Source organism: Massilia sp. IC2-477, assembly GCF_020707265.1.
Lineage (GTDB): Bacteria > Pseudomonadota > Gammaproteobacteria > Burkholderiales > Burkholderiaceae_D > Telluria.
Map to the genome: position 1 here is coordinate 350,824 of NZ_JAJFEQ010000005.1, position 26,603 is coordinate 377,426.

24 protein-coding genes are annotated in these 26,603 nt (G+C 65.3%); 19 read left to right on the top strand and 5 right to left on the bottom strand.

Translation table 11 applies throughout. From position 1 onward, the window contains the following. The first annotated feature begins 16 nt into the window (after positions 1-16). Entirely contained in the window at positions 17-1,855 is a 1,839-nt protein-coding gene (locus LK542_RS12825; protein ID WP_227812188.1) for an erythromycin esterase family protein, read from the top strand. Between the two features lie 16 nt (positions 1,856-1,871). Here LK542_RS12825 and LK542_RS12830 read toward each other — a convergent pair whose 3' ends face one another. Both LK542_RS12830 and orn read right to left on the bottom strand, forming a co-directional pair. After that, positions 1,872-4,340 (bottom strand): ATP-binding protein, encoded by a 2,469-nt coding sequence (locus LK542_RS12830; protein ID WP_227812189.1) that lies wholly within the window; start codon positions 4,338-4,340, stop codon positions 1,872-1,874. 79 nt (positions 4,341-4,419) lie between these two features. Beyond that, positions 4,420-5,004 carry an oligoribonuclease gene (gene orn / locus LK542_RS12835; RefSeq protein ID WP_227800651.1) on the bottom strand — a complete coding sequence of 195 codons (585 nt, stop codon included), beginning with the start codon at positions 5,002-5,004 and terminating at the stop codon, positions 4,420-4,422. Between the two features lie 68 nt (positions 5,005-5,072). Here orn and LK542_RS12840 point away from each other — a divergent pair, with 68 nt between their 5' ends. From LK542_RS12840 to LK542_RS12870, 7 genes are all read left to right on the top strand, one after another. After that, positions 5,073-6,335 (top strand): M48 family metallopeptidase, encoded by a 1,263-nt coding sequence (locus LK542_RS12840; protein ID WP_227812190.1) that lies wholly within the window; start codon positions 5,073-5,075, stop codon positions 6,333-6,335. Beyond that, positions 6,332-6,664, top strand: coding sequence for a 4a-hydroxytetrahydrobiopterin dehydratase (locus tag LK542_RS12845; protein ID WP_227800649.1), 333 nt, complete (start codon positions 6,332-6,334; stop codon positions 6,662-6,664). Before LK542_RS12840 ends, LK542_RS12845 begins: the two co-directional genes overlap by 4 nt. Continuing rightward, positions 6,661-7,551 (top strand): ribosome small subunit-dependent GTPase A, encoded by an 891-nt coding sequence (rsgA, locus tag LK542_RS12850; protein ID WP_227812191.1) that lies wholly within the window; start codon positions 6,661-6,663, stop codon positions 7,549-7,551. The genes LK542_RS12845 and rsgA overlap by 4 nt, the downstream gene beginning before the upstream one ends. A 198-nt stretch (positions 7,552-7,749) precedes the next feature. Further along, positions 7,750-8,676, top strand: coding sequence for an ornithine carbamoyltransferase (gene argF, locus LK542_RS12855; RefSeq protein ID WP_227800647.1), 927 nt, complete (start codon positions 7,750-7,752; stop codon positions 8,674-8,676). Between the two features lie 99 nt (positions 8,677-8,775). Next, on the top strand, positions 8,776-10,008 hold the full coding sequence (locus LK542_RS12860; RefSeq protein WP_227812192.1) for an argininosuccinate synthase: 1,233 nt from the start codon (positions 8,776-8,778) through the stop codon (positions 10,006-10,008). 73 nt (positions 10,009-10,081) lie between these two features. Then, positions 10,082-10,459 carry a YkgJ family cysteine cluster protein gene (locus LK542_RS12865; RefSeq protein WP_227812193.1) on the top strand — a complete coding sequence of 126 codons (378 nt, stop codon included), beginning with the start codon at positions 10,082-10,084 and terminating at the stop codon, positions 10,457-10,459. Positions 10,460-10,607: 148 nt separating this feature from the next. Beyond that, positions 10,608-10,901, top strand: a complete 294-nt coding sequence (locus LK542_RS12870) for a GIY-YIG nuclease family protein (protein ID WP_227812194.1) — start codon at positions 10,608-10,610, stop codon at positions 10,899-10,901. Here LK542_RS12870 and LK542_RS12875 read toward each other — a convergent pair. Together LK542_RS12875 and murB are read right to left on the bottom strand one after the other, a co-directional pair. Then, positions 10,898-11,614 carry an SDR family oxidoreductase gene (locus LK542_RS12875; protein ID WP_227812195.1) on the bottom strand — a complete coding sequence of 239 codons (717 nt, stop codon included), beginning with the start codon at positions 11,612-11,614 and terminating at the stop codon, positions 10,898-10,900. The two genes, LK542_RS12870 and LK542_RS12875, sit on opposite strands and share 4 nt — an antisense overlap. An 11-nt stretch (positions 11,615-11,625) precedes the next feature. After that, positions 11,626-12,654, bottom strand: a complete 1,029-nt coding sequence (gene murB / locus LK542_RS12880; RefSeq protein ID WP_227812196.1) for a UDP-N-acetylmuramate dehydrogenase — start codon at positions 12,652-12,654, stop codon at positions 11,626-11,628. 147 nt (positions 12,655-12,801) lie between these two features. Here murB and LK542_RS12885 point away from each other — a divergent pair, with 147 nt between their 5' ends. The 5 genes from LK542_RS12885 to LK542_RS12905 all read left to right on the top strand — a co-directional run bounded on the left by LK542_RS12885 (position 12,802) and on the right by LK542_RS12905 (position 17,944). After that, positions 12,802-13,287, top strand: a complete 486-nt coding sequence (locus LK542_RS12885; RefSeq protein ID WP_227800642.1) for a YajQ family cyclic di-GMP-binding protein — start codon at positions 12,802-12,804, stop codon at positions 13,285-13,287. 125 nt (positions 13,288-13,412) lie between these two features. Continuing rightward, positions 13,413-14,681: a nitronate monooxygenase gene (locus tag LK542_RS12890; protein ID WP_227812197.1), complete on the top strand. Its 1,269-nt coding sequence runs from the start codon at positions 13,413-13,415 to the stop codon at positions 14,679-14,681. Between the two features lie 138 nt (positions 14,682-14,819). Next, positions 14,820-17,192 carry a bifunctional diguanylate cyclase/phosphodiesterase gene (locus LK542_RS12895; protein WP_227812198.1) on the top strand — a complete coding sequence of 791 codons (2,373 nt, stop codon included), beginning with the start codon at positions 14,820-14,822 and terminating at the stop codon, positions 17,190-17,192. A 60-nt stretch (positions 17,193-17,252) separates the two neighbouring features. Then, the gene (locus LK542_RS12900; RefSeq protein WP_227800639.1) at positions 17,253-17,549 is read left to right on the top strand and encodes a metalloregulator ArsR/SmtB family transcription factor; all 297 of its coding nucleotides are present in this window, start codon (positions 17,253-17,255) and stop codon (positions 17,547-17,549) included. Then, entirely contained in the window at positions 17,546-17,944 is a 399-nt protein-coding gene (locus LK542_RS12905) for a hypothetical protein (RefSeq protein ID WP_227812199.1), read from the top strand. The genes LK542_RS12900 and LK542_RS12905 overlap by 4 nt, the downstream gene beginning before the upstream one ends. A gap of 6 nt (positions 17,945-17,950) precedes the next feature. Here LK542_RS12905 and LK542_RS12910 read toward each other — a convergent pair whose 3' ends face one another. Continuing rightward, positions 17,951-18,886: an exopolyphosphatase gene (locus LK542_RS12910; protein ID WP_227812200.1), complete on the bottom strand. Its 936-nt coding sequence runs from the start codon at positions 18,884-18,886 to the stop codon at positions 17,951-17,953. Between the two features lie 296 nt (positions 18,887-19,182). Here LK542_RS12910 and LK542_RS12915 point away from each other — a divergent pair, with 296 nt between their 5' ends. The 6 genes from LK542_RS12915 to LK542_RS12940 all read left to right on the top strand — a co-directional run bounded on the left by LK542_RS12915 (position 19,183) and on the right by LK542_RS12940 (position 26,597). Beyond that, on the top strand, positions 19,183-20,457 hold the full coding sequence (locus LK542_RS12915) for a sensor histidine kinase (protein WP_227800636.1): 1,275 nt from the start codon (positions 19,183-19,185) through the stop codon (positions 20,455-20,457). Between the two features lie 90 nt (positions 20,458-20,547). After that, positions 20,548-21,315, top strand: coding sequence for a LytTR family DNA-binding domain-containing protein (locus LK542_RS12920; RefSeq protein ID WP_227800635.1), 768 nt, complete (start codon positions 20,548-20,550; stop codon positions 21,313-21,315). Positions 21,316-21,394: 79 nt separating this feature from the next. Further along, a complete protein-coding gene (locus LK542_RS12925; RefSeq protein WP_227812201.1) occupies positions 21,395-22,822 on the top strand; it encodes a cytochrome P450 in 1,428 nt (475 codons plus the stop codon). Between the two features lie 99 nt (positions 22,823-22,921). Continuing rightward, a complete protein-coding gene (locus LK542_RS12930) occupies positions 22,922-24,115 on the top strand; it encodes an ATP-binding protein (RefSeq protein WP_227812202.1) in 1,194 nt (397 codons plus the stop codon). Positions 24,116-24,251: 136 nt separating this feature from the next. Beyond that, positions 24,252-25,265, top strand: a complete 1,014-nt coding sequence (locus LK542_RS12935; RefSeq protein WP_227812203.1) for a porin — start codon at positions 24,252-24,254, stop codon at positions 25,263-25,265. A gap of 318 nt (positions 25,266-25,583) precedes the next feature. Beyond that, positions 25,584-26,597, top strand: coding sequence for a polyprenyl synthetase family protein (locus tag LK542_RS12940; RefSeq protein ID WP_227812204.1), 1,014 nt, complete (start codon positions 25,584-25,586; stop codon positions 26,595-26,597). Positions 26,598-26,603 lie beyond the last annotated feature (6 nt).

Below are 26,603 nucleotides of genomic sequence, written 5' to 3' on the forward strand. Positions count from 1 at the left end.
GTCATCGAGGTTTGTCATGGCCACTAGTGAAAGAACGTTTGCCGCCCGTGCACTCGCTGCCGTGCTGCTGACCGCTACCCTGCAAGCTGCCGCCCAGGAACTCCCCCTCCGCAATCCGCAATTCCGCGACTGGAACCGGGAGCAAGGCGGCCCTGCGCTGTGGTTGACCAGCCTGAACGGCTATACAGCCGAGCAGGTGTGCGATGCAGCGGCACCAGCGCCCTGCGCCGTGAAGCTGAGCGCTACGGCGTCCCGCGCAAGCGGGCAGTTTGGCACGTTCTTCCATGACCTGCGAGTCGCTGCGGCGGGAGCCAGCGCCCTTACCTTGTCCGGACGGATTCGTACCCAGGCGGTAAAAGATGGCTGGGCCGGCTTCTTCATGCTCGTGCGAGCGGAAGGGAAAACCGTCGCTTACAAGAATTCCGAAGAAGATGGGGCGCGCGGCGACTCGGAATGGCGCAACTTCAGCATCCGCGTGCCTGTCGAGCCGAATGCGGAGATGGTGCGGGTTGGCACCCTATTGACAGGAACCGGCAGCGCCTGGTTCTCCGACCTGAAGCTGGTGGTGGACGGAGACAGCAAAGTGGCACTTGCTGCCCGCCGGGATGTGCCAATCCCGCCACGGCCGGCGCCATCCCAAACTTTGCTCGCGGACAGCGAGTTGGCCTTGCCAGCAACGGCCGTGCCGACTGTCCGTGCTGCCTGGCGCCGCGACGTGCTGGCGCATCGCCATCCGATCCGTTCCCTGTTCAGCGACGATTTCTCCGATCTCGCCTTTCTCGGACCATTGCTCAGGGAGCGACGCGTCATCCAGCTAGGCGAGAGCAGCCATGGCGTCGCCGAATTCAATTGGATGAAAGTGCGGCTGATCAAATTCCTTCACGAAAAGCTCGGCTATGACGTGATTGCGTTCGAAAGCCCGCTGACGCAGTGTGATGCGGCAGGCGAAACGGCTGCAAAGGAAAGCGCGGAAAAAACCATGCGCGACTGCATATTCCGAGTCTGGCATACCGACGAGGTCCTGGCCCTGTTCGATTATGTCCGCCAAACCCAGGCCAGTCCCCGTCCGCTGCGTCTCACCGGTTTCGATAACCAATCGGGCAGCAGCTTCAGCGCGACGACAGGCCGGTTCCGCACGATGCTCGAGATCCTCGACCCGGCTGCTGTGCCTGCCTTATTGCAGCATGAAGGGACGCTGAAGAACATCAAGAAGGAAAACAGGGACAGCGCGCTCGCCTATTACACAGGCTTGCTGCAAACCCTGGAACAAAACCGTGCACGCTTGCTGGGGCATCTGACGGATCATCCAACATGGGTCGACCTCGCCATTCAGGAAGCGCGCTCGCGGATTGCCCTGGTCCGCATGCACGGTCTGCCGATGGCGGTAGCGAGTTCGGTCAGGGATCGGGCGATGGCGGACAATCTGGATTTCGTTCTCGACACACTGTATCCGAAGCAAAAAGTGATCGTCTGGGCCCACAATGCGCACATTGCCTACGCGCCCGAGAAAACCGGAAGCTGGAAGCCGATGGGCGCCTGGCTGGCGGAACGGCGCCGTTCGGACGTGTACACGCTGGGCCTGTACATGGGGCGCGGCGCCGGGGCCATGAACAACCGGCAGGTCTACAATATCTTGCCTCCCGCAGCGGAATCGTTCGAGGCGATCCTCGCCAACGGCGGCTACAAGATGAGCCTGCTTGATTTCTCCCGCCTCCAGGGCAATCCGGACGCCGCGTGGCTGCGCACCAGTCTTGAAGCACGGACATGGGGAACCAATCCCGTCCAGCTGGTGCCGGCAAACATCTATGACGGCGTGCTCTACATCGACACCGTGACGCCGCCGCAGTATCGCTAGCCTTGCAGGTGAGCCGTCAGCATGGCACGGCGCGCACGCCGTCCAGCAAACGCGCCAGCGTATCGAAGTCGACCGGCTTGACCAGGTGGTGCTGGAAGCCGGCTTCGAAGGCCTGCTCGCGGTCCTGCTGCTGGCCGTAGCCGGTCACCGCCACCAGCACGCTGGCCGCGGTTTCCGGCAGCGCGCGCAGGCGCCGCGCCAGTTCGCGGCCATCCATTCCGGGCAGGCCGATGTCGAGCAGGCAAACATCCGGCGCCACGCTGCGCGCCCGCTCGATCGCGCGCAGCGGTTCATGCTCGATCACCACTTCGTGGCCGTAGGCGGCCAGCAGCAGGCCGAGGGTCTCGGCAGCATCGACGTTGTCGTCCACGACCAGCACCTTCAGGGCCGCGCCGTGCGCGGTGGATGGGGTGCCGGCAGCCGCCGTTTCGCGTTCGCTCTCTTCCATCTCCAGCAGCGGCAGCGTGATGACGAAGGTGCTGCCCTTGCCCAGCCCCGGGCTGGAGCAGCCGACCGACCCGCCCTGCAGTTCGACCAGGTTGCGCACCAGGGCCAGGCCCAGTCCCAGGCCGCCCTGCGAGCGGTCCGATGAGCGCTCGGCCTGGGTGAACAGGTCGAACACCCGGTCCGTCAGTTCGCGGTCCATGCCGATGCCTTCGTCGCGCACGCTGATCACAAGAAGGCCTCCCCTGGCCTCGGCGCGCAGGTCGATGGCGCGGTCTTCGGGCGTGTACTTGGTGGCGTTGCCCAGCACGTTCGCCACCACCTGCACCAGGCGCGCCTTGTCGCCTTCGACCACGGCCCACGAGGGCGGCAGGTGCACCGACAATTTCTGGTGCCGCGCATCCATCGCGGGCTTGACCTGCTCGACCGCTTCCTGCACCACGCCGCGCATGCCGACCCGGGCGCGCTCGAGCGTGATCAGGCCGCGCGTGACGCGCGAGACGTCCAGCAGATCGTCCACCAGGCGCGTCATGTGGCGCACCTGGCGCCCGATGATGTTGCTGCTCTGGCGCAGCCGCGCTTCGTCCAGGCGACCCAGGCGCAGCAGCTCGGCGGCGGCGCTGATCGGCGCCAGCGGGTTGCGCAGCTCGTGCGCCAGCATGGCCAGGAATTCGTCCTTGCGACGGTCGGCCTCCATCAGCTTTTCCTCGGCCAGCTTGCGGTCGGTGATGTCGCGGAAGAACGAGGCGATCGAGCCATCCTGCATCGGGTAGGCGCGCACCTCGGTCCAGATGCGCTGGCCGTCCGCGAAGGTGTGCGAATAGATCGCGGCCGACGCCACCCGGGTGCGCATCACTTCGCGGTACATGCGGCCGGCATCCATGTCGACCGTGTGCGGAAAGACTTCCCAGTGATTGCGCCCGATGACCTCCTCCGCCGTGGTGCGGCACAGGCGCAGGCCTTCGGCATTCATCTCGACGATATTCCAGTCGGCGTCGAACACCGCAAAGCCTTCGGCGATGGTATCGAACAGGTGGCGGCTGCGGTCGCGTTCGGCGCGCAGCTCGGCCTGGGCGCGCGCGGTCTCGGTCGCCGCCCAGGTGCGCTCGGCCACGTCGCGCGCCAGCTGCACGTCCTCGTCAGTCCAGTGGCGCGGCTGGGGACAGTCGATCCCGAGACAGGCCGTGAGGCGGTTCGACTTCACCAGCGGGACCACCAGCATGGAACCGATCTGGTCGGCGATGTAGGCGCTGCGGTAGCCCATGGTGCGCACGTCGCGCGCCGTGTCGTGGATGCGCACCACGTCGCCGGCGCGCAGGGCGGCGCCCACGGCCGGGCCGAATTCGTCGAGGCTGAAGCTGGGCTGGGACATGGTCCGGCCGTCGCGCGCCCACCAGCGCGGCACCGAGAAGCGTTCAGTCGACGCGTTCATCTCGGCGTACACCACCCTGCCCGCCTGCAGCTCGCCGCCCAGCAGCGCGCTGGCAGTGGCGATCACCTCTTCGCTCGAGGCCAGCGGACGCAGCGCATCCGACACGGTCAGCTCGAAGGCCGCGCGGCGTTCGGCGGCGACGCGGCGGGTGGTCTCCATCACGGTGCAGAACAGGCCGGCGACCTGGCCGTCTTCGCCGATCAGGGGCGAATGCGAGAAGGTGAAGGTGGCGCGCTCCGGATAGCCGCGCCGGTTCACCGTCATCGGCATGTCCTCGAAGTACACCGGTTTGCCGGACAGGGCGCGGTCGATCAGCGGCACCATCTCCTGCCATACCTCGGCCCACAGGCCGGAAAACCGTTCGCCCAGCGCGCGTCCGTGCTTCTGCCCGAGCAGCGGCACATAGGCGTCGTTGTAGAGGAAGGTCAGGTCCGGCCCCCAGGCCATGAACATGGGGAAGGCCGAGTGCAGCATCATGTCGACGGCGGTGCGCAGCGCCGGCGGCCAGCTCTCGCGCGGACCGAGCGGGGTCCGTGACCAGTCATGACGGCGGATGCGCATGCGCATGCCGTCATCGCTGTCGAATCCGGTGTGCGAGGGAGGGGCCATGGCCCGATTGTCGCACACCTTTTATTGCCTGTCGTGAATTTTGCAACACAGGCGAAGCGCGGATATTACAGTTGGCGCATCACAGCTTAATGAAGTGCTCGCGGTAGTAGCGCAGCTCTTCGATCGACTCGACGATGTCGGCCAGTGCCGTGTGCTTCTGATGCTTCTTGAAACCGGAAGCCAGTTCGGGCTTCCAGCGGCGGCACAGTTCCTTCAGGGTCGACACGTCCAGGTTACGGTAGTGGAAGAAGGCTTCCAGCTTCGGCATGCCGCGCGCCATGAAGCGGCGGTCCTGGCAGATCGAGTTGCCGCACATCGGCGACTTGTTCGCCGGGACGTACTGCTTCAGGAAAGCGATCAGTTCCAGTTCGGCCTGGGCTTCGGTCACGGTCGACGCCTTGACGCGATCGATCAGGCCCGACTTGCCGTGGGTGCCCTTGTTCCAGTTGTCCATCTTGTCGAGGGTCTCGTCCGACTGGTGGATGGCAAACACCGGGCCTTCGGCGATGATGTTCAGGTCAGGATCGGTGACCACCACGGCAACTTCGATGATGCGGTCGTTGTCCGGATCCAGGCCAGTCATTTCCATGTCGAGCCAGACCAGGTTGAATTCGTTCGGGCGCACGGCCGCGCCTGGGCCTTCGGTTTGTGTAGCTTGTGACATAATTCTCTCTTCGATTATTTACGTTGCATTAGTTTTCGCGTAATCCTGCATTTTCTCACAGGCACAGCATGTCTTCACTCGGGTTTTCGGTATTGTTCGTCGTTTTCTTTGCGCTGACGCTGGGCGTGCGCTTCTGGCTGGCCAACCGGCACATCCGCCACGTGCTGCGCCACCGCGCCAGCGTGCCCGCCGAGTTTGCACCGAAGGTGCCGCTTGCGGCGCACCAGAAAGCGGCCGACTACACGGTGGCCAAGACCCGCCTCGGCATTGCGGCGATGCTGTGGGGCGGCGTGGTGCTGATCGGCTTCACCCTGCTGGGCGGGCTGCAGGCCTTGTCCATCGCCCTGCTGGGCGTGACGGGGCCGGGCATGGCGCACCAGATGGCCCTGGTGGTCGCCTTCGCGGTCGTATCAGGCCTGCTCGACCTGCCTTTCGACTGGTATCGCCAGTTCGTGCTGGAAGAACGCTTCGGCTTCAACAAGATGACGCCCGGCCTGTGGCTGGCCGACATGGCCAAGGGCGCCCTGGTTGGCGCCGTGATCGGCCTGCCGCTGCTGTGGGTGATCCTGGCGCTGATGGAGCGCAGCGGCGACCTGTGGTGGCTGTGGGCCTGGTGCGTGTGGAGCGGCTTCCAGCTCTTGATGATGGTGCTCTACCCGACCGTGATCGCGCCGCTGTTCAACAAGTTCACCCCACTGCAGGACGCGAGCCTGCAGCAACGCATCGAAGGCCTGATGGCGCGCGTCGGCTTTGCCTCGAAAGGCCTGTTCGTCATGGATGGCAGCAAGCGCAGCGCCCATGGCAACGCCTATTTCTCGGGTTTTGGGGCCAACAAGCGCATCGTGTTCTTCGACACCCTGCTGTCGCGCCTCGACCCGCCCGAGATCGAAGCCGTGCTGGCCCATGAACTGGGCCACTTCAAGCTGCGCCACATCGTCAAGCGCATCGCCGTACTGTTCGCGCTGTCGCTGGGCTTCCTCGCCCTGCTCGGCTACCTGAAGACCCAGGCCTGGTTCTACACCGGCCTGGGCGTGCTGCCGATGATGGGGGCGCCGAACGACGGCATGGCCCTGATCCTGTTCATGCTGGTGCTGCCGGTGTTCACCTTCGTGCTGTCGCCGCTCAGCTCCATCACCTCGCGCAAGCACGAATTCGAAGCCGACGCCTTCGCCGCCAAACATACCGACAGCAGCCACCTGGTCTCGGCCCTGGTCAAGATGTACGAGGACAACGCCTCGACCCTGACCCCGGACCCGCTGCATTCGGCCTTCTACGATTCTCACCCGCCGGCTTCGGTGCGGGTGAAACACCTGATGATGGCGGCCGCATGAACCTCCTCGATCAACACTGCATCGATGGCGCCGCGGCGCTCGATCCGGCCACGATTCGCGTTCGTCTCACGCAAGTTCCGGAGTGGCAGGCCATCGACGGCACCATCGCGCGTGACTACGCCTTCCCCGACTACCGCGCCACCATCGCCTTCGTGAACGCGGTAGCAAGCATGGCCGAGGAGCAGAACCACCACCCGGACATGACGGTGGGCTACCGCCGCTGCACGCTGGCCTACACCACCCACTCGGCGGGCGGCGCGCTGAGCGACAACGATTTCATCTGCGCAGCGAAGGCCGATGCGCTCTACAAGCAGCAGGCCGGCGCATGAGTGAGTTGACCGGCACCATCATCGCCGCGCACGGGCGCCACTACCTGGCCGACGCCGACGGCGAAAAGCTCCAGTGCGTCACGCGCGGCAAGAAGACCAACGTGGCCGTGGGCGACGTCGTCCACCTCAAGCGCACCTCGAACGACCAGGCCGTGATCGAAAAGATCGCCGAGCGTACTACCTTGCTCTACCGCTCGGACCAGTACAAATCGAAGCTGCTGGCGGCGAACATCTCGCGCCTGTTCATCGTCGTCGCCACCGAACCGAGCTTTGCCGACGACCTGGTCTCGCGCTCGCTGGTGGCGGCCGAGGCGGCCGGCATCGAAGCCCACATCATCCTGAACAAGGTCGACGTCGAGGAACCGCTGGCGCGCGCCCGCGAGCGCGCCGGCCTGTACGCCTCGCTCGGCTATCCAGTGCACGAACTGTCGGCCCGCGCGCGGCCCGAGCACGCGGTCGAAACCCTGATGCCGCTGTTGAATGGACAGTCGTCGATCTTCATCGGACAGTCGGGCATGGGCAAGTCGTCCCTGATCAACCTGCTGGTGCCGGACGCCGACATCGCCGTGCGCGAGATCTCGGAAGCACTCGACACCGGCAAGCACACCACCACGTTCACGCGCCTGTACTGGCTGCCCGGCGGAGCGTCGATCATCGATTCGCCCGGCTTCCAGGAATTTGGGCTGTATCACCTGACCGAAGGCATGCTGGAGCGCGCTTTCGTCGAGTTCAAGCCCTACCTGGGCGGCTGCAAGTACTACAACTGCCGCCACCTGGCCGAGCCGCAGTGCGCGGTGCTGGGCGCAGTCGAGGAAGGCAAGATCGCGAAGATGCGACACGAGCTGTATGCGCAGCTGCTGCACGAATCCTCGCAAACCTTGTACTAATCGGGTGCCGTTGTTGTAGGGTGGGCGGGTCCCCCGCCCACGCGTTCAACCAGTACAAGATCAGCCCATGCGGCTTATCCACCTTTAACTATCACCGCGTGGGCAGGAAACCTGCCCACCCTACGAAAAAAGACCACTTTCCCTAACGTCAAATAAAAACCCTTATAATTCAAGGGATAACAGTAAAGCAAAGACGATATGCCAGTCGCAAAGCCCATCAAGCATTTCCTGCAGTTCTCCGACTTCAGCGCCGACGAATTCGAGTACGTCATCGAGCGCGCCAAGGTCATCAAGCGCAAGTTCAAGGCCTACGAGGTCTACCACCCGCTGGTCGACCGTACCCTGGTGATGGTGTTCGAAAAGAGCTCGACCCGCACCCGCCTGAGTTTCGAAGCCGGCATGCACCAGCTGGGCGGCGCCGCCATTTACCTGAACACCCGCGACAGCCAGCTGGGCCGCGGCGAGCCGGTGGAAGACGCCGGCCAGGTCATGTCCCGCATGTGCGACATCATCATGGTGCGCACCTTCGGCCAGGAGATCATCGAGCGTTTCGCCGCGCATTCGCGCGTCCCGGTGATCAACGGCCTGACCAACGAACACCACCCCTGCCAGGTGCTGGCCGACATCTTCACCTTCTACGAGCACCGCGGCCCGATCGCGGGCAAGACGGTGGCCTGGATCGGCGACGCCAATAACATGCTGTACTCCTGGCTGCAGGCGGCCGAGGTGTTCGGCTTCCACCTGAACGTGTCCACGCCGAAGGGCTATGAGATCGACCCGAAGCTGGTTTCGACCAGCCGCTACACCCTGTTCGAGAACCCGTCGGATGCCTGCGAAGGCGCGCACCTGGTCAGCACCGACGTCTGGACCAGCATGGGCTATGAAAAGGAAAACGCCGAGCGCCTGAAGGCCTTCGACGGTTTCATCGTGGACGCCGCCAAGATGGCGCGCGCCACGCCCGACGCCCTGTTCATGCACTGCCTGCCGGCCCACCGCGGCGAGGAAGTCGCCGCCGAAGTCATCGACGGCCCGCAGTCGGTCGTCTGGGACGAGGCGGAGAACCGCCTGCACGTGCAGAAGGCCCTGATCGAATACCTGCTGCTTGGCCGGATCGAAGACAAGTAATCATTTTTTCACTCACCACCAACCCTTTGTTTGATCGTCGGTCCGCAAGGACCGGCTGACCATCTCAATCCCACCTCCCTCTCCACACTGGAAGCTTCCATGAGCGACATTAAAAAAGTAGTCCTCGCCTACTCGGGCGGCCTCGATACCTCCGTCATCCTGAAGTGGCTGCAAGACCACTACAACTGCGAAATCGTCACCTTCACCGCCGACCTCGGCCAGGGCGAAGAGCTCGATCCGGCGCGCGCCAAGGCGATCAAGTTCGGCATCAAGCCTGATAACATCTACATCGACGACGTGCGCGAAGAATTCGTGCGCGACTTCGTGTTCCCGATGTTCCGCGCGAACACCGTGTACGAAGGCGAATACCTGCTGGGCACCTCGATCGCGCGTCCGCTGATCGCCAAGCGCCTGATCGAGATCGCCAACGAGACCGGCGCCGACGCCGTCTCGCACGGCGCGACCGGCAAGGGCAATGACCAGGTGCGTTTCGAGCTGGGCGCCTACGCGCTGAAACCCGACGTCAAGATCATCGCTCCGTGGCGTGAGTGGGACCTGCTGTCGCGCGAGAAGCTGCTGAAGTACGCGGAAGACGCCGGCATCGAGATCGACATGAAGCACAAGAACGGCGGCGCGCCCTACTCGATGGACACCAACCTGCTGCACATCTCCTTCGAAGGCCGCCACCTGGAAAACCCGAGCGCGGAAGCCGAGGAATCGATGTGGCGCTGGACCGTCTCGCCGGAGCAGGCGCCGAACGAAGCCGAGTACCTCGACATCGAATACGAACAGGGCGACATCGTGGCCCTGAACGGCAAGCGCATGAGCGCCGCCGAAGTGCTGACCGAGCTGAATCGCCTGGGCGGCAAGCACGGCATCGGCCGCCTCGACCTGGTCGAGAACCGCTACGTCGGCATGAAGTCGCGCGGCTGCTACGAAACCCCGGGCGGCACCATCATGCTGAAAGCCCACCGCGCGATCGAATCGATCACCCTGGACCGCGAAGTGGCGCACCTGAAGGACGACCTGATGCCGCGCTACGCTTCGCTGATCTATAACGGCTACTGGTGGGCCCCGGAGCGCGTCGCGCTGCAGACCCTGATCGACCACACCCAGAAGACCGTCAACGGCTGGGTGCGCATCAAGCTGTACAAGGGCAACGTGATCGTGGTGTCGCGCGACTCGAAGACCGATTCGCTGTTCGACATGAACATCGCCACCTTCGACGAAGACGGCGGCGCCTACAACCAGGCGGATGCGGGCGGCTTCATCAAGCTGAACGCCCTGCGCATGCGCATCGCCGCCAAGGCACGCGCCAAGCGCGGCCAGTAAGCTTTCCAGCGACAGCCGAAGCCGCCTCCGGGCGGCTTTTTTCATGGGCGGGGCGGTGATAAGATCGGGGACCATGAGCGATCATGTCCACAATCCCTGCCTCGACTGCGGTGCGTGCTGCAAGTCGTTTCGTGTGTCCTTCTACTGGGCCGAAGGGCGAGAACGCGGGCTGCCCGATGCGTGGACCGAACAGGTGACGCCGCATATCTCGTGCATGAAGGGGACCAACGCGTCGGCGCCGTATTGTGCGGCGCTGGGCAAGGGGGATGCGGGGCCGATGGCCTGCGGGGTGTACGGGGCGCGGCCGAGTGCCTGCCGGGAGGTGGAGATCGGGGATGAAAAGTGTTTAAGGGCGCGTGGCATCCACGGGATGGCGCCGCTTGAGGTGTACGCGAGCGTCACGGCAGAGCTGCGGACTTGGGTTCCGGCCTTCGCCGGAACGACGAGCTAACTGTACTAAGTTCAGTACGGTCTTTTAAGTGCCATCCTCAAAACCGTCGTTCCGGCGCAGGCCGGAACAATGCCACTGGCATTCTTCCGCCCAAGTTCGTTTGCGTGCCGTCAGTTCGAAGCCCGGCCACCGGCCCGACGATACCCCGATGGACAAATCCTCGTACGCCTACATCCTTGCCAGCCGTCCCTACGGCACGCTCTACATCGGCGTTACGTCAGACTTGATCCGCAGAGTCTGGCAACACAAGGAAGGCTTCGTCGCAGGCTTCACGAAGAAATACAAGGTGAAGCACCTGGTCTGGTACGAAGTTCACTCCGAAATCATTTCCGCGATCACGCGGGAAAAACAGATCAAGGAATGGCCGCGCGATTGGAAGATCAATCTGATCCAATCCACCAACCCCGCCTGGCGCGACCTCTACGAAGAAGTCACCGCCTAAGCCGAATTCCTCAAATCATCCACCGCCTCATGCCCGAAGCGCTTCGACAGCAAGCAGTCGACCAGCTTCGCCGCACACGCCGCCGGCGTTTCCAGAACCCCACCTTCCTTCATGTCGACGAAGCGCTGCTTGAGCGGGAATTTCGCGTCCGGCGTGGCCCGGATCTCGGCCTGCATATCGGTATCGATCACTCCCGGCGCCAGGCTGACGCATTTCACACGCGGATCGCCATCCAGGGCCACCGCGCGGGCATGCTGGTCGAGCGCCGCCTTGGTCGCGCAGTAGACGCTCCAGCCGGGATAGGCGCTGCGGCCCGCCCCACTCGACACGTGCACGATGCGGCGTTCGGCCTGGGGTGCGGCCTGGACGAAGGCAGCGGACAGGGCCAGCGGCGCCGCCACGTTGACAACGGCCGCGCGCAAGGCCGCCACTGGATCCTGCTCGGCCAGCGGCCCCACCGGCGACACGACGCCGGCATTGTTCACCAGCAGCACGGTGTCGGCGCCGGCAAGGAAACTGGACAGGGTATGGCCCTGCAGCCATGCCCCCAACGCCGCGGCATCGCCGAAGTCGACCGCCGCCTGCTCCATGCCTTCGCCAATCTCGGCATGCCCGCGCGCCAGTCCCAGCACCGGGATCCCGCGCGCCACCAGTTCCGCCGCGATTGCGGCGCCCAGGCCACGCGAGTGGCCCGTTACGACTGCCTTGATCATGCCTGCCTCCGTCAAACAAACACCGGTTCCGGCTCCAGTTCCACGCCGTATTTTGCCGCCACGTCCGCCTGGATCGCGCGCGCCAGGCGCACCACGTCCTCGCCCTGGGCGCCGCCCAGGTTGACCAGCACCAATGCCTGCTTCGGATAGACGCCCGCCGCGCCCATTGCCCGGCCCTTCCAGCCGCACTGGTCGATCAGCCAGCCGGCGGCCAGTTTCTCGCTGCCGTCCGCTTGCGTGTGGTGCACCAGTTCAGGATACTGCGCCAGCAGCCGCGCGCAATGGTCGGCGCTGACGACCGGATTCTTGAAGAAGCTGCCGGCGTTGCCGATCTCGGCCGGATCGGGCAACTTGCGGCGCCGGATCGCCTCGACCGTGCGTCCGATGTCCTGCGGCGTGGGCGAAGTGAAACCGGCCTCCTCTACCGCGCGCGCCAGCTCGGCGTAGCGCAGGTTGGGCTGCCAGGCCGCCGGCAAGGCGAAAGTGACGTCCAGCACCACCAACTCGCGCCCCTCCGGGTGCTTGAACAGGCTGTCGCGGTAGGCGAAGCGGCAAGCGGCCGCATCCAGCGTGCGGGTTTCTCCGCTGGTCATGTCATAGGCGGTCAGGCTGTGGAACACATCCTTGGTTTCCGTGCCATACGCCCCCACGTTCTGGATCGGCGCCGCCCCGACCGTGCCCGGGATCAGCGACAGGTTTTCCATGCCGCCCAGGCCCTGGGCCAGGGTCCATTGCACAAAAGCGTGCCAGTTTTCGCCGGCCTGGGCCCGCACCAGGATTCGGCCATCCTGCTCGCCCAGGACTTCCTTGCCTTGCCCCGCCATGTGCAGGACGATGCCGTCGAAGTCGCGGGTGAACAGCATGTTGCTGCCGCCACCCAACACCAGGCGCGGCAGGCTGGCAAGCGCCGGGTCGCGGCGCACGGCGTCCAGCTCGGCCGCCCCCAGCACGCGCAGGTAATGGCGGGCGCGCGCGGGAATGCGGAAGGTGTTGAGGGAAGCGAGCGAAAAATCGTGGAGGATGGGCTGGTTGGCTTGCATGGCGTGACCGTGTTTTTTGGTCATTATAGAGGCAAGCCCGGGGCAATCTGTTGCCGTGCGGGCAAATCCGATGGCCCCAGGGGGGCGTTGTCCGTTAAAATAGAGGAATTCATCTAGTTAGCAGTATCAAGAAAAAAGGAAACCGCCATGCCATCGTTTGATGTCGTCTGCGAAGCAGACATGGTCGAAGTGAAGAATGCCGTCGAACAATCGAACAAGGAAATCACCACCCGCTTCGACTTCAAGGGCAGCTCGGCCAATGTCGAGCAAAAGGACAAGGAACTGACCCTGTTCGCCGACTCCGACTTCCAGCTCGGCCAGGTCAAGGATGTCTTGATCAACAAGATGGCCAAGCGCAAGGTCGACGTGCGCTTCCTGGACGAAGGCAAGATCGAAAAGATCGGCGGCGACAAGGTCAAGCAGGTCATCAAGGTGCGCAACGGCATCGAGACCGAGGACGCGAAGAAGATCACCAAGCTCATCAAGGAAAGCAAGATGAAGGTGCAGGCCAGCATCCAGGGCGAATCGGTGCGCGTCACCGGCGCCAAGCGCGACGACCTGCAGGCCGCCATGGCCATGCTGCGCAAGGACGTGCAGGAGCTGCCGCTCGCCTTCAACAACTTCCGCGACTGAACGGGCGCTCCACAACGGAAACATCGCGTGGCGGGCGCCACGCATGAGAGTAGAATGACGGCCGTGCACTGCGGCCTGTCAGTGCATATGTACGCGTAGGGAACTACGGCGGTTTAAGGATTGCAATGAAACGTGTTGATGATTTCCGCCTGCGACTGGGCAACAAGGACTATGTGCCCATCATGATCGGCGGGATGGGCGTGGACATCTCGACCTCCGAACTGGCTCTCGAGGCCGCGCGTCTCGGCGGCATCGGCCACATCTCGGACGCCATGGTGCAGGACGTGTCGGACCGGAAGTTCGACACCACCTTCGTCAAGGACAAGACGAAGCTGTACAAGTTCAATATCAACAACATGAACAAGGCGGTGGTCCAGTTCGACCTCGACCGCCTGGCCGAAGCGACCCGCCTGCACGTGGGCTCGACCATGGAAGCGAAGAAGGGCGACGGCCTGGTCTTCGTGAACTGCATGGAAAAGCTGACCATGAACGCGCCGAAAGAGACCCTGCGCACCCGCCTGTCGGCAGCGATGGACGCCGGCATCGACGGCATCACCATGTCGGCCGGCCTGCACCTGGGTTCCTTCGACCTGATCAAGGACCACCCGCGCTTCCGCGACACCTACCTTGGCATCATCGTCTCGTCGGTGCGCGCGCTGCAGCTGTTCCTGAAAAAGGTCTCGCGCCTGAACCGCCTGCCCGACTACATCATCGTCGAAGGCCCGCTGGCCGGCGGCCACCTGGGCTTCGGCATCGATGACTGGAAGCAGTACGACCTGCACACGATCATGGACGAAGTCCTTGCCTACATGCGCGCCGAGCAGCTCGACATCCCGGTGATCGCCGCGGGCGGCATCTTCACCGGCTCCGACGCGGCCGGCTTCCTGGAAAAAGGCGCCGGCGGCGTGCAGGTGGCGACCCGCTTCACCGTCACCCACGAGTGCGGCATGCCGGACCACGTCAAGCAGGAATACTTCCGCGCCAGCGAAGAAGACATCATCGTCAACGGCGTCTCGCCGACCGGCTACCCGATGCGTATGTTGAAAAGCACGCCGGCGATCGGTTCCGGCATCCGCCCGGGCTGCGAATCCTACGGCTACCTGCTGGACGCCACCGGCAACTGCGCCTACATCAACTCGTACAACCGCGAGGTGCAGGCCAGCCCGGACGGCAAGAACATTGCCGTGTACGACAAGACCTGCCTGTGCACGCACATGCGCAATTTCAATTGCTGGACCTGCGGCCACACCACCTACCGCCTGAAGGACACCACACACCGCCTGGCGGACGGCAGCTATCAGATCCTGTCGGCGCAGCACGTGTTCGAGGACTACCAGTTCAGCGTGAACAACGAGATCGCGCTGCCGCCGAAGCAGGAAACCGCCGCCGCCTGATCGTCGGCCCGGCGCGCCGGCAGCCAACGTTCCGTATCCCTGAAGCCACGGCCCGCCGTGGCTTCTTTGCATTGCGCCCTCCCCTCACGAACGCGTGTAAGCTGAAGTCCAACGCGCGCTTTGATGAAGGGTGCCGGCATGTCCACGATCCAGCCGTCCGCAGTGGTCACTTTCCTGACCGATGACGAAGGCGTGGTCGTGAGCTGGAATCCCGCATGCGCGGCACTGTTCGGCTGGACGCCGGAACAGACGCGCGGACGCCAGCTCACCGAACTCGTCGCCGGCGAGGCCCGCTGGCCGGTCCTCGCCTCCGCCGGTGGCGGGCGGGTGCGAATGCGTTTCGCCGGCGGCCGCGAGGGCCTGGCGACTCTTTCCCTGCTGCGCCAGTACGATGCCCGCGGCGATGCCGCCGGCTGGAGCGCCAGCATCGCCGTGGCCCCCGCCGAATCGGTTTCCGAAGCCGAACGCGTCGGCAACACCCCGCTGGCCGAGGTGGTCGACCTGCTGCCCGGCACCTTCTATGCGATCAACCGCGAAGGGCGCCTGCTCCTGTGGAATCACAACCTCGAACGCCTCACCGAGATGACGCCGGACGAGCTGGCCGCCGCCCGCGTCATCGACATGTTCGAGCCGCGCGAGCGCCCCCTGGCGCTGGAGAACATCCGGCGCGTGTTCGAGGAAGGCGCGGAAGTGTCGATGGAGATGAATTACGTGTCGCGCAGCGGACGCGAGACGCCCATGGTGGTGGGCGGCGCGCGGGTCGGCTGCAAGGGTAATCACTACCTGTTCGGCATGGGCATCAACATCACCAAGCGGCGAGAAAAGGAGCGCCAGCTGCTCCTGAGCGAGCGCGCCCTGCACGCGGCCAGCAACGGCATCGTCATCACCCGCTGCGTCGGACACGACAACATCGTCGAGTACGTCAATCCGGCCTTCGAGCGCATCGCCGGCTATCCGGCGGCGGAAGTGATCGGGCGCGACCCGCGCTTCATGGCCGCGAACGGCTTCGACGCGCACGAGCGCAGCCAGGTGCGCCAGGCCCTCGCCGAACGGCGCGCGGTCAACGTCGTGTTTCGCAACATGCGCAAGAATGGCGAGATCTTCTGGAACGACCTGAGCATCACGCCGGTGCGCGACGACTACGGCGAAGTCAGCCATTTCATCGGCATCCTGCAGGACGTCACCGCCATCAAGGAACGCAGCGACCACCTCGAGCACGAGGTCAACCACGACGCCCTCACCGGCCTGGCCAACCGTACCCTGATGTGGGACCGGCTCGAGCATGCGCTGCACCTGGCGCACCGGCACGGCGCGATGGTGGCGATCGTGCTGGTCGACCTCGACAACTTCAAGAGCATCAACGACACCTTCGGCCACGAGGCCGGCGACGTGGTGCTGAAGGTGGTGGCGCGGCGCCTGCAGGCGGCGGTGCGCGACAGCGACACGGTGGCGCGCATGTCGGGCGACGAGTTCGTGCTGGTGCTGGTCGACCAGCCCTCGGTGCGCTTCACCCTGCGCATGGCCGAGCGCCTGCGCCAGTCGATGACGATGCCGGTCGCCTTTGCGGGCAACGAGATCCCGGTCGGCGCCAGCCTCGGGGTGGCGCTGTTCCCCCAGGACGGCAAGACGCCGGCCGAACTGGTGCGTGCGGCCGACATGGCGATGTACCACGCCAAGGGCAACGGCGGCGGCGTGCACTTCTTCTCGCCCGAGATGCGCATCGCCGGCGAGAAGCGCGCCCAGCTTGCCGACAGCATTCGCGGCGCCCTCGAGCACGACGAGCTGTTCCTGCTGTTCCAGCCGCGCATGGATGCGAAGAGCGGCAAGGTGCGCGGCTTCGAGGCCCTGCTGCGCTGGCGCCACCCCAAGCACGGCGTCATGCTGCCGGCCGCCTTCCTCGCCGAAGCCGAGGAATCGGGCCAGATGATCGGGATCGGCAACTGGGTGCTGGACCAGGCCTGCGCCTTCCTGCACGAGCTGCGCCAGCTCGGCTACACCGGGCTGCCGGTGTCGGTCAACGTCTCGCACCGCGAATACAGCCAGCACGGCTTCATCCCGGGCATCGCGGCGCGCATGCAGCACTACAATCTGCCGCCGGGCAGCCTGGAGATCGAGATTCCCGAGGCCGACCTGATCCGCAATCCGGGCCTGGGGCGCGACCTGTCGGCCCAGCTGCGCGAATGCGGCGTGGCGCTCTCGCTCGACGAATTCGGGAAGGGCATTTCCGACATTTCCTTCCTGCGCCAGCTGTCGGTGCGCCAGGTCAAGCTGTCGAAAGCCGCCGTGCACGACATCACGCGCGAAGGCAGCGACAACCGGCTGGCCAAGACCCTGATCGACATCGGCCACAACCTCGAGCTGGCGGTGGTGGGTGAAGCGGTCGAGACCGAAGCGCAGGTGGAATTCCTGCGCTCGCACGGCTGCGACCAGTTGCAGGGGCAATGGTTCAGCGAGCCATTAGCGCCCGATGCGGTGCGCGAGATGCTGGGCCAGCGCTACCACGCACAATAGGAAAACAGAAATCCAAAGAAAACGCTTGCAATAGTTAGATAGTTAGCTAACAATCGATCCATGAGCTCCGTTTTCAAAGCCCTGTCCGACCCAACGCGGCGCGCCATCCTCCAGCACCTGCAGGCTGGACCGATGGGCGCCGGTGAACTGGCCGGCCTGTTCGATGTATCGAAGCCGACCATGTCGGCCCATTTCGCCGTGCTGGTGGCGGCCGGACTGATCGAGCCCGAGAAAGAAGGCCGCACGATCACCTACCGGCTGCGGCTGTCGGTACTGGAGGACGCGCTGCTGGCGTTCGCCCAGACCGTCGGCCTGAACGTCAGCCGCGCCGACCATTCGCACAAGGAGAAACCATGAAAGCCCTGTCCCCGCTCTGCCGCGCCGTACTTGGCGCCGCCCTGATCCTGGCGCTGTCCGCCCTGCTGGCGTGGGCCGGCCCGACCTGGCTCGATCCCGCATGGACGAAGCGCCTGCTGGGCGCCCTGCTTGGCCTGGTGGTCGTGGTGTATGCCAACGACATCCCGAAAGCGCTGGCGAAACGTGCGCGCATGCGCTGCACCTCGCCCGGCGCCGACCAGGCGGCGCGCCGCTTCGCCGGCTGGAGCCTGGTCCTGGGGGGCATTGCCTACATGCTGGCCTGGCTGCTGGCGCCGCTCGAACTGGCCGGCATGGTGGGCGGCCTGGCGCTGGGCGCCTCCGTCACCTGCGCCGCACTCGGCTGCATCCGGATCGGGGCGCGCCAGGCCGGCTAAGCCGGATCAGCCGTCCTTGTTGATGCGGTTGATGAGTGCGCCCAGCACCTCTTCCGCCATCTCGTTATCGACCTGGCAGGTGCCGGCATTCTCGTGCCCGCCGCCGCCATATTCCAGCATCAGCGCGCCGATGTTGGTGTTCGAGCTCCGGTTCAGGATCGACTTGCCGGTAGCGAACACGGTGTTCTGCTGCTTCACGCCCCACAGCACGTGGATCGAGATGTTCGTCTCCGGGAACAGGGCGTAAATGATGAAACGGTTGCCGGCGTAGATCACCTCTTCGTTGCGCAGGTCGAGCACCACCAGGTTCCTGTGGACCCGGGCGCAGCGCCGGATCTGTTCCTTGCACCGCTCGCTGTGCTCGAAGTACAGCGAGGTACGCTCGCGCACGTCGGGCAGTTCCATGATCTGCTCGATGTTGTGGGTGGCGCAGTAGTCGATCAGCGCCATCATGAGCTGGTAGTTCGAGATGCGGAATTCGTGGAAGCGTCCCAGGCCGGTGCGCGCATCCATCAGGAAGTTCAGCAAATTCCAGCCCTGCGGGAACAGCACCTCGTCGCGCGAGAAGCGCGCCGAATCGCCCTTGTCCACCGCCGCCAGCATGTCGTTCCACGCGGCCGGGAAGGTGCTGGCGCCGCCATAGTGGTCGTACACCACCCGCGCCGCCGACGGCGCCTCGGGGTGGATCACGTGGTTCTCGCGACGGCCCGTGTTGCGGATGGTTTCCGACAGGTGGTGGTCGAACACCAGGTGGGCCGCCGCCACGTACGGCAGGTTGGTGGTGATGTCGCGCGCGCTGATGGCGATCTTGCCGTCCTGCATATCCTTCGGGTGCACGAACAGGATCTCGTCGATCAGGTCGAGGTGCCTGAGCAAGACCGCGCATACCAGGCCATCGAAGTCGCTACGGGTTACGAGCCGGAATTTGGAAGAGACTGACATCGGCACATCCTTTCAGGGATCGGAAAGCGGACGGGGAACCGGAACAAGCGGTCCCGAAAGATCATACCTTGCAATGTTTCCGGCTGTCAGCCCTTGCGATGGCGCATCCTGGACAGGCTGGACGCAATCCATTCCCCGGATCGTGCAGGCTGTCGCACGCCACTGGCACGCAGGATGCGTGCGGGGTAAAGTTGCATCATCCCAACAGTTGGTGTTGCCGGAAATGTTGTATTTCCGGTACGCGCAGGCGGCGACGCGGTACACTCGCCGCTTGCACCGAGAATGAACGAACGAACATGCAAGCAAGGAACACCACCCCCCACTATTTTTCGAGCGTCCTGTCGTGGCTCTACCGCGCCTTCGACGCCGTGGCGACCTGGGTCACCCAGCTGTCGTGGTGGAAGTTTTTCCTGTTTGCGATCCTGACCCTGATGGCCGGTGCGATCCTGCAGGAAGAACTGTTCTCCGGTCCGGCCGAGGAAGACATCAGCCGCGCCGAGCGCGAAGCCGGCCGCCGCAGCGACGCCGCCATCCTGATCGACGAGAGCGGCATCCGCTTCCATCCGCGCAACCGGCCGAAGAACGGCACTGTGCCGGCGGATCCATCGGCGCCGCCTGCGCCGCCCGACGCTCCCCCTCCCCCCGAAGGACCGGACGCGGCCGCCAAGCCCGCTCCCGCCACCACGCCGAACCCGCCGGCCGTCGGCGCCAACGGCGAATCGGTCCACATCGAACTGCCGCCGCAGATCGGCGAAGAACTCTCGAACGCGATCGAAGCGGCAGTAGAAGACGCCGCCGAGCAGAAGGTGTCGCGCTACCACAAGCAGGCCTCGACCTGGTTCATGAACTTCGTGATCCTGTTCGTGCTGGCCCTGTTCGGCACCAAGGCCCTGGTCGGCGGCAAGAAGCGCGCCGAAGCGGAATCGCACGTGGCCAACCAGGCGGCCGAGCGCGAAGCCATGCAGCGCCAGCTGTCGGAAACCAAGATGCAGATGATGCAGGCGCAGGTGGAACCGCACTTCCTGTTCAACACCCTGGCCTCGGTCGAGCACCTGATCCAGGTCGACCCGCCGCGCGCCTCGGCCATGCAGCGCAGCCTGATCCAGTACCTGCGCGCGGTGCTGCCCCAGATGCGCGACAACGCCGTGGTCACCGGCCTCGGGCGCGAGGTGGACATGGTGACCGCCTACCTGAACCTGCTCAAGATGCGCATGGAAGAACGCCTGACGGTGGTGATGCAGGTGCCGGAAGGCCTGCGCAGCGCGGCCTTCCCGCCGATGATGCTGCAGTCGATGGTCGAGAACGCGATCAAGCACGGCCTCGAATGCAAGCCCGAGGGCGGCAGCCTGAAGATCCAGGCCGAGGTGGTCGACAGCAAGCTGCGCGTCACCGTCACCGACGACGGCGTCGGTTTCGGCGTGGTGCCCAGCGACGGCACCGGCCTGGGGTTGCAGACCATCCGCGACCGCCTCAAGCTGCTGCACGGCGACGCCGGCCAGCTGCACATCGCCGCCAACAGCCCGAGCGGCGTGATCGCCATGATCGAGGTGCCATATCAGCTGTCCAAATAAGCAGCTTTCCAGATAATGCCTATGCCGGGCAACTTGATCGCCGCGCGGTTTCATTGAATAATCATTAAATCCTTTGCTACAGAGACGACCATGCCTACTGCAATCATTGCCGACGACGAAAGACTGATGCGCGACCAGCTGCGCCTGCGCCTGTCGGAGGCATGGCCCGAACTCGAGATCCTGGGCGAAGCGAAGAACGGCGAGGAAGCGGTGGAACTGGTCGACCAGCTCAAGCCCGACCTCACCTTCCTCGACATCCGCATGCCCGGCAAGACCGGCATGGAAGCCGCGCGCGACATCGGCGACCGCAGCCAGATCGTGTTCGTCACCGCCTACGACCAGTACGCGGTGGAGGCCTTCGAGCGCGGCGCGATCGACTACGTGCTCAAGCCTACCGAGCCGGAGCGCCTGAAGGTGACGGTGGACCGCCTCAAGCAGCGCCTCGAGCGCCCGGCCGAAGGCGCCAACGTCAACCAGAGCGTGCAGGCGATGCTGTCGCAGCTGGCCGAAAAGATCGGCGCGCCGAAACCGAAGCACCTGCAGTGGATCCAGGCCAGCATCGGCCAGGACCTGCGCATGATCCCGGTGGAAGACATCTTGTTCTTCCGTTCCGACGAAAAGTACACCTGCGTGCAGACGGCCAGCTTCGAAGCCCTGATCCGCAAACCGGTGCGCGACCTGGCCGAAGAGCTGGACCCCTCGCTGTTCTGGCAGATCCACCGCGCCACCCTGGTCAACGTCAACGCGATCGAAGGCGTGACCCGCGACATCCGCGGCCGGCACCTGGTGCTGGTCAAGGGGCGGCCGGAGAAGCTCGAAGTGAGCCGGAGCTTCCTGCACCTGTTCAAGCAGATGTAATCTGCACGCCGCCAGGCGTGCGCACGGCTCCTGTCGGCTATCGTACAGTCGGGTTTTTCCGAACTCGACTGGACGAAGCATGGACAAGCCGCGCAAGGACACATTCCTGCTGGCCGCCGGCGTGCTCGGCGCCTTCGGCGCAGGGCTCGCGGCGGGCCGCAGCATCGCCAGGGCCGCCGGCCCCGGCACCACGAACGACGGGCTGCCTCGCGCCAGCCTGCTCGACACCCTCGCCCTCGGCCTCGAGGTCTTCGCTCCCCTGGTGGCGCAAGGCGTCATCATTCGCCGCCCGCCGATGGTGGCCCTGGCGGAGCGGCTCGACCTCGACCGCCGTGCCGTGCAGCGCATGCAGAAGCTGCGCGACAAGTACGGACGCGGTCCGCTGATGCTGCCGCTGCCGATCCGCCAGCAGGCGGTGGTGCTCGACCCCGGGCATGCCAAGCGGGTGCTGGACGAATCGCCCAAGCCCTTCTCTCCTGCCAGCACCGAGAAGCGCGCCGCGCTCGCGCATTTCGAGCCGCAGGGCGTGCTGCTGTCCACCGGCGCACAGCGTAGCGAGCGGCGCCGCTTCAACGAGGCCGCGCTCGACACCGCCAACCCGATGCACCGCATGGCCGCCGGCTTCCTTCCGCTCGTCGAGGAGGAGGCCGCAGCCATGCTGGCCGCGGCGCGCGACAAGGGAAGCCTTGACTGGGACACCTGGTCGCAAGCCTGGTACCGCATGTTCCGCCGTGTGGTCCTGGGCAACAGCGCAGCGGACGACCACGCACTGCAGGCGATGATCACGCGCCTGCGCGGCGCCGCCAACTGGGCCGGCTTCCACCCCACCATGCGGGCAAAACGCGAACGCTTCCTGGCGCGCATCCAGGAGTACCTCGACCGGGCGGAAGCGGGCAGCCTGGCCGGCTACATGGCCCACATCCCGCGCAACAGCACGACCGAACCGCGCCAGCAGGTGCCGCAGTGGCTGTTCGCCTTCGATGCAGCCGTCATCGCCAGCTTCCGGGCCCTGGCCCTGCTCGACAGCCATCCGGAAGCGGCCGGGCGCGTCCGCGCCGAGATCGCCGGGCGCCGGGAACAGCACCCCCTGCCCTTCCTGCGCGCCACCGTGCTGGAGGCCCTGCGTCTGTGGCCTACCACGCCCATGATCCTGCGCCAGAGCACCGCACGGACGCACTGGGAAGATGGCAGCATGCCGGCCGGGACCGGCGTCCTGATCCATGCCCCTTTCTTCCACCGCGACGACACGCGCCTGCGCGAGGCCAACCGCTTCGCCCCGGAATTGTGGCTGGACGATAGCGCAGCGCGCGACTGGCCACTGGTCCCCTTCAGCGACGGCCCCGTCACCTGCCCCGGGCGCAATCTGGTGCTGATGCTGAGCAGCGCCATGCTGGCGAACGTGCTCGACGGTCGCAAGCTGGCGCTGGCGCCCGGGCGGCGGCTCGATCCGGCGCGCCTGCCGGGAACGCTGGACAACTACCGGCTGCGTTTCACCGTCGAGGAATGAAGCGGCGCCGGCGCGGCCTTGTGTCGCCTCAAGCCGGCTCCCGCCCCGAGGCCGTAATGTAGAGCTTCCGGCCTTGACGGGCGCCACTCGCATTCCCGCATGACTCCACAACGACGCCTCCGCCGGCACGCGCCGGGCAAGGCGGTTCTCGTGTTCTCCTTCCTGGGCGGCTACTGCGCCGGCCAGGCCGCGGCCGCGCTGCGCCGGGCGCGCGCCGTGCACCGGGCCACGCGCGCCTTCGACGGGCGGCGCATCGTGCACAGCGCCAGCGACGCCATCCTGTCGATCGACGAGCATGCCGTGATCCTGCTGGCCAACCCGGCCGCGGCCCAGATGTTCGCGACCAGCGTGGCGGCCATGCAGGGCAGCTCGCTGGCACGCTTCATCCAGCCACCCAGCCGCGGCGCCATGGCCCCCTGCGACTACTTCCCCACCGGCGGCGGACGCGCCGGCCGACGCGCCACCGACTACGCGGTCACCGGCATCCGCGCCAACGGCCAGCTGTTCCCGATCGAAGGCTCGATCTCCACCGTCGATCACGACGGCCACGAAGTGTGCACCGTGATCCTGCGCGACGTCTCCGAGCGCCACCTGGTGCAGCAAAAGCTGGCGCGCTCGCACGACCAGCTGCGCCAGCTGTCCTCGGCCCTGCAGACCATCCGCGAAGAAGAACGCACCCACATCGCGCGCGAGCTGCACGACGACCTCGGCCAGCTGCTGGCCTCGCTGCGCATGGACTTGACCCTCCTGCAAAGCAACAAGCTGCCCGAAGCGAGCCAGCGCCTGATCGAGGGCATGGAGACCAACCTCCTGATGGCGATCGCCTCGCTGCGCCGCATCGCCACCAACCTGCGCCCGCGCGCCCTCGACGAAGGCGGCCTGTACTTCGCCCTCCAGGGACTGCGCGACGACTTCAGCGAGCGCCACGGCATCGCCTGCACCCTGCTGGCCGAAGAGTCCGAACTGCGCCTGGACGATGCCGCCAGCACCGCCATCTTCCGCATCGTGCAGGAAGCGCTGACCAACATCGCGCGCCACGCCGGCGCCACCCGCGTCGTGCTCAACCTCGACCGCGTCAACCACGAGCTGCTGCTCACCATCCGCGACGACGGCCGCGGCATCCGCAGCGAGGACATGGAAAAGAAGGAGTCGCTCGGCCTGGTCGGCATGCGCGAACGGGTCTGGGCCATGCACGGCGAAATCACCATCAGCAGCGACGAGACGCCCGGCACCCGGATCGACATCGTGCTGCCGCTGTCCGGCCACATCATGGGAGAGGAAATGGCGAACTGAGCACCCGTTACGTGTTTGGCATATCAGGATGTCAAATAGCAACATGTCATTAACCGGACATATTCGCTAAGTAAGATCCGCCTCGTTCTGAGTTTATTGAGAACTCGACATCCTGTCCAAACCAAAGGAGCTCTTCATGAAGTTCAAGTACCTGGCAGCCGCGCTGCTGTCCTCCCTGCCACTGTTCGCCCACGCCCAGACCAACGTCACGATCTATGGCGTGATGGACGCATCGATCGGCGTGGAAGACACCGGCGCACCGGGTGAAGACAGCCGCACCGTGATCAACTCGGGCAACCAGTCGAGCAGCCGTATCGGCTTCCGCGGTACCGAAGACCTGGGCAACGGCCTGAAAGCGCTGTTCAACGTCGAAGCGGGCGTCGCCCTCGACACCGGCGCCGCCGATTCGAACCTGTTCAACCGCCGCGCCGTCGTCGGCCTGCAGGGCAGCTTCGGCACCCTGACCGTCGGCCGCGAATACAGCCCGATCGCCGCCGTCGCCGCCGCGACCGACATCCTGGGCCAGGGCTTCTACGGCAGCAACCTGTCGGCCTTCGCCACCAACCGCCTGACCCGCCGCCTGGCCAACTCGGTCAACTACAAGAGCGACAGCCTGAGCGGCTTCACCGTCAACGCCGCCTATTCGGCCGGCGAGCGCGCCACCGAACCGTCGGGCGACCTGATGGGCGTGTCGCTGGAATACAAGAACGGCGGCCTGTACCTGGGCGGCGGCTACCACGTGCTGGAGCGCCTGGCGACCGGCGACGACAAGGAATGGGGTGTCGGCGCAGGCTTCACCATGGGCGCCTTCGAAATCAAGGGTAACTACCTGGTGGGCGACCAGACCGGCGCCAACAACGAGTACAAGAACGCCAACATCGGCGCTGCCTTCACCACCGGCTCGAACAAGTTCTTCCTGAACTTCCAGCAGCAGAAGATCGAGACCGGCGCCAAGGGCAATGCCGTGACCCTGGCCTACACCTACGCCCTGTCGAAGCGCACCAATATCTACTCGACCTACGCCCAGCTGCGCAACAACGCCCGCGGCGTGTTCAACCTGCAGTCGGCCGGCACCAGCCTGGCCCCGCCGGCAACCGCGCTGGGCGCCGACCCGCGCGTCTTCAACGTGGGCGTGCGTCACACCTTCTAAGGGCCTCGTACCTTCCAAAAATGCCGGCGCTGCCGGCATTTTTTATTTTTGTGACGATGACTCGACCTGCAACTGTCCCGATCACCCCGAAAGAAGTGTCTGTTTCGACCCACGCTTGACCCGCTCACCTATCGTGCGCAAGGGGACATAGCCAATTTTTCAAGTTTAATACACTGGTGTGCGAGCACGCGAACACGCATCCACCTCAAAGGAGGTGCACACGATTGAAATATTATCGATTGCTCAACATTGCCTACGGTATGATCGTCGGCAAATTTGACAATTCCTGTATTGGCGTTTGACGACAAGGGGTAGCCCATGAGCACAACGGCACGGCAGTTCGATGGAGCGCTCGGCGCGGCCATCAACGGATTCGACCTGGCGCATGCCGGCGACACCCAGCCATCTGGTCTGGAGACCTTGCGCGACGCCATCGAGGAACGCATGGAACAGCTGCTGGCGGAATCCGGCGACGGGGCCGACCTGCTGTCTGCCGCCATGCGTGCCGGCGCCCTGAGCGCCGGCAAACGCATGCGCCCGATGCTCGTAATGCTGGTGGCGCGCGACCTCGGCTGCACCTCGTCGGCCCTGGCCGATGTCGGCTGCGCGGTCGAGATGGTGCATGCGGCCTCGCTGATCCTGGACGACATGCCCTGCATGGACAATGCGAGCCTGCGCCGCGGCCGTCCCGCCATCCACGTGCAGTATGGCGAAGACGTCGCCATCCTGGCCTCGGTGGCGCTGCTGAGCCGCGCCTTCGGCGTGCTGGCGAGCGCGGCCGACATTCCGCCGGTGACGCGCGCGCGCCTGGTGGCGCGCCTGAGCGAAACGGTCGGCACCCAGGGCCTGGTGCGCGGCCAGTACCAGGACCTGCGCGCCAGCGCCCGCACCCTGGACGCGATCGCCACCACCAACGAACTCAAGACCGGCGTGCTGCTCGGCGTCGCCGTCGACATGGCCGCCATCATCGCCCAGGCCGGCGAGCACGTAGCGCAATCGCTGCGCGCCTTTGCGCTGGCGGCAGGGCACGCCTTCCAGATCCGCGACGACTTCCTCGACCTGCCCGGGGCCGACAGCGGCAAGGACACCGGCAAGGACCTCGGCAAGGCGACCGTGCTCGCCTCGCTCGGCCAGGAAGAAGCACAGCGCCAGCTGGCGCGCCACCTGAACGACGCCCGGCGCCACCTCGAGGCAGCCCTCGGTCCTGAAGGCGACACCCACCAGTTCGTGGGCAAGCTGTTCGCCCAGGGCCGCGCCCTTCCGCGCGTTTTTCCTGCCGATGCCGCCGATGCTGCAGGCGGCACGCGCAGCCGCGAAGCGCTGGTGAACTGAACCGGG

Coding starts and splice junctions, on each gene's coding strand:
- LK542_RS12825 (WP_227812188.1), top strand. CDS start 17: ATGGCCACTAGTGAAAGAACGTTTGCCGCCCGTGCACTCGCTGCCGTG.
- LK542_RS12830 (WP_227812189.1), bottom strand. CDS start 4,340: ATGGCCCCTCCCTCGCACACCGGATTCGACAGCGATGACGGCATGCGC.
- orn (WP_227800651.1), bottom strand. CDS start 5,004: ATGTCACAAGCTACACAAACCGAAGGCCCAGGCGCGGCCGTGCGCCCG.
- LK542_RS12840 (WP_227812190.1), top strand. CDS start 5,073: ATGTCTTCACTCGGGTTTTCGGTATTGTTCGTCGTTTTCTTTGCGCTG.
- LK542_RS12845 (WP_227800649.1), top strand. CDS start 6,332: ATGAACCTCCTCGATCAACACTGCATCGATGGCGCCGCGGCGCTCGAT.
- rsgA (WP_227812191.1), top strand. CDS start 6,661: ATGAGTGAGTTGACCGGCACCATCATCGCCGCGCACGGGCGCCACTAC.
- argF (WP_227800647.1), top strand. CDS start 7,750: ATGCCAGTCGCAAAGCCCATCAAGCATTTCCTGCAGTTCTCCGACTTC.
- LK542_RS12860 (WP_227812192.1), top strand. CDS start 8,776: ATGAGCGACATTAAAAAAGTAGTCCTCGCCTACTCGGGCGGCCTCGAT.
- LK542_RS12865 (WP_227812193.1), top strand. CDS start 10,082: ATGAGCGATCATGTCCACAATCCCTGCCTCGACTGCGGTGCGTGCTGC.
- LK542_RS12870 (WP_227812194.1), top strand. CDS start 10,608: ATGGACAAATCCTCGTACGCCTACATCCTTGCCAGCCGTCCCTACGGC.
- LK542_RS12875 (WP_227812195.1), bottom strand. CDS start 11,614: ATGATCAAGGCAGTCGTAACGGGCCACTCGCGTGGCCTGGGCGCCGCA.
- murB (WP_227812196.1), bottom strand. CDS start 12,654: ATGCAAGCCAACCAGCCCATCCTCCACGATTTTTCGCTCGCTTCCCTC.
- LK542_RS12885 (WP_227800642.1), top strand. CDS start 12,802: ATGCCATCGTTTGATGTCGTCTGCGAAGCAGACATGGTCGAAGTGAAG.
- LK542_RS12890 (WP_227812197.1), top strand. CDS start 13,413: ATGAAACGTGTTGATGATTTCCGCCTGCGACTGGGCAACAAGGACTAT.
- LK542_RS12895 (WP_227812198.1), top strand. CDS start 14,820: ATGTCCACGATCCAGCCGTCCGCAGTGGTCACTTTCCTGACCGATGAC.
- LK542_RS12900 (WP_227800639.1), top strand. CDS start 17,253: ATGAGCTCCGTTTTCAAAGCCCTGTCCGACCCAACGCGGCGCGCCATC.
- LK542_RS12905 (WP_227812199.1), top strand. CDS start 17,546: ATGAAAGCCCTGTCCCCGCTCTGCCGCGCCGTACTTGGCGCCGCCCTG.
- LK542_RS12910 (WP_227812200.1), bottom strand. CDS start 18,886: ATGTCAGTCTCTTCCAAATTCCGGCTCGTAACCCGTAGCGACTTCGAT.
- LK542_RS12915 (WP_227800636.1), top strand. CDS start 19,183: ATGCAAGCAAGGAACACCACCCCCCACTATTTTTCGAGCGTCCTGTCG.
- LK542_RS12920 (WP_227800635.1), top strand. CDS start 20,548: ATGCCTACTGCAATCATTGCCGACGACGAAAGACTGATGCGCGACCAG.
- LK542_RS12925 (WP_227812201.1), top strand. CDS start 21,395: ATGGACAAGCCGCGCAAGGACACATTCCTGCTGGCCGCCGGCGTGCTC.
- LK542_RS12930 (WP_227812202.1), top strand. CDS start 22,922: ATGACTCCACAACGACGCCTCCGCCGGCACGCGCCGGGCAAGGCGGTT.
- LK542_RS12935 (WP_227812203.1), top strand. CDS start 24,252: ATGAAGTTCAAGTACCTGGCAGCCGCGCTGCTGTCCTCCCTGCCACTG.
- LK542_RS12940 (WP_227812204.1), top strand. CDS start 25,584: ATGAGCACAACGGCACGGCAGTTCGATGGAGCGCTCGGCGCGGCCATC.